At 41.9% G+C, this 2,444-nt stretch carries 1 protein-coding gene; it reads right to left on the bottom strand.

What is annotated here, in order from left to right; all coding sequences use genetic code 11:
• Positions 1–2,239, bottom strand: a 2,239-nt coding sequence (gene rpoB / locus AC1DPZ_RS25520) for a DNA-directed RNA polymerase subunit beta (RefSeq protein ID WP_477408778.1), incomplete at its 3' end; no start/stop codon positions are given.
• Between the last annotated feature and the right edge of the window lie 205 nt (positions 2,240–2,444).

The following is a 2,444-nucleotide window of genomic DNA, read 5'->3' as shown; positions in this document are numbered from 1 at the left end:
CGCCTTTTGATACCCTTTGCCCTTTTTTAACAATTGGCTTAAGGTTCATGGTAGTACTTTGGTTGGTTTTCTTGAACTTGGTTAAACGGTAGCTTTTTGAATCGCCATCAAATGATATCAGGCGGTCAAGCTCGTTACGGTCATATTTAATACGGATCTCGTTCGCGTCAACGTATTCAACCACACCATCGCCTTCGGCATTGATTAGTGTACGTGAATCTTTTGCAACACGACCTTCCAAACCGGTACCAACAATTGGCGCTTCAGGACGTAACAAAGGTACAGCCTGGCGTTGCATGTTTGATCCCATCAATGCACGGTTAGCATCATCATGTTCCAGGAACGGAATTAATGAAGCCGCGATAGAAGTGATCTGGTTTGGCGCAATATCCATTAAATCAAGCTTCTCCGGATCGATGATCGGGAAGTCACCTTCAAAACGTGCTTTTACTTTTGGTAATGCAAATACACCTTTATCATCGTAATGCGCGTTTGCCTGGCCAATTGTTTTACCATCCTCATCCTCAGCAGATAAGTAGATAACCGCCTCATCAACCTGTACCTTACCTTCAACCACACGTTTGTACGGGGTTTCGATAAAGCCTAAGTTATTGATCTTGGCATGTACACAAAGTGAAGATATCAAACCAATGTTTGGTCCTTCGGGAGTTTCAATAGTACATAACCTACCATAGTGGGTATAGTGTACGTCACGAACCTCGAAACCTGCACGCTCACGCGACAGACCGCCGGGCCCAAGGGCTGACAGACGACGCTTGTGCGTGATCTCTGCCAGTGGATTGGTTTGGTCCATGAACTGTGATAACTGGTTAGTTCCGAAGAACGAGTTGATCACAGATGATAATGTACGCGCGTTGATCAGGTCAGTTGGGGTAAACACCTCGTTGTCACGGATGTTCATACGCTCACGTATGGTACGTGCCATACGGGCTAAACCTACACCAAACTGGGCATATAACTGCTCGCCTACTGTACGAACGCGACGGTTTGACAAGTGATCAATATCATCCACCTCGGCTTTTGAGTTGATCAGTTTGATCAGATATTTTACTATGGCGATAATATCCTGCTTGGTTAATACCTTAGTTTCATCAGAGGTATTTAATTTCAGCTTACGGTTGATGCGGTAACGGCCCACATCGCCCAGGTCATATCTTTTATCCGAGAAGAATAAACGATCGATGATACCACGTGCAGTTTCCTCATCAGGTGGTTCGGCGTTACGTAATTGACGGTAGATATGCTCAACCGCTTCTTTTTCGGAGTTTGAAGTATCTTTTTGTAAAGTGTTATATATAATAGTATAATCACCGCTGGTTGAAGCATCTTCCTTGTTAAGGATGATGGTTTTAACGCCAGCATCAATGATCATATCAATATGGTCATCTTCCAGTACGGTTTCACGCTCAAGGATGATCTCATTACGGTCGATAGATACCACTTCACCGGTATCCTCATCCACGAAATCTTCAACCCATTTTTTAAGTACCCTTGCAGCAAGTTTACGGCCAATGAATTTCTTCAGACCAGATTTGCTTACTTTTACTTCATCTGCCAGTTCAAATAATTCTAATATATCTTTATCAGAATCATAACCAATAGCCCGAAGCAACGTGGTAACCGGGAATTTCTTTTTACGGTCAATATAAGCATACATCACGTTGTTAACGTCTGTTGCAAACTCAATCCATGAACCTTTAAAAGGTATTACACGGGCCGAGTATAATTTTGTACCGTTGGTGTGGCGGCTTTGGCCAAAGAATACACCTGGTGAACGATGTAATTGCGATACAATTACACGCTCGGCACCGTTAATAACAAATGTACCTTTAGGGGTCATGTAAGGGATAGTTCCCAGGTACACATCCTGTACAATTGTTTCAAAATCCTCGTGCTCCTCATCATTACATGACAGGCGAAGCTTGGCTTTTAATGGTACGCTATAAGTTAATCCGCGCTCAATACACTCTTGTATATCATAACGTGGCGGATCAATAAAGTAATCCAGAAACTCTAAAACGAAGATGTTCCTTGAATCTGAGATAGGAAAATTTTCAGCAAACACTTTAAACAAACCTTCTTTATAGCGGTTGTCTGAGGTGGTTTCCAATTGAAAAAATTCCTGGAAAGATTGTAACTGAACATCCAGGAAATCGGGGTAATCAAGTACCTTTCTACTGGTTGCAAAGTTTACTCTTTGATTAATGTTGTTTGCCAAGGTGTTTAATTTTTAGTTTATTAATAAACTTTTGTAGATGTGAGATCTGAAATAAGAGATGTGAGACCGAATATGTTGCAGAAGGCTGGCAGCTATAAGTTTAACCGTCAAAAATCTCATATCTCACATCTCATATCTGGCATCTGATATCCAAACCTTTATAAACAGCAATAGACCCCGACCAAAATAGGTCGGAGTCTCATGC

It is taken from the genome of Mucilaginibacter sp. P4_G9 (genome assembly GCF_056400985.1).
This window is presented reverse-complemented; position numbering and strand designations above follow the sequence as displayed.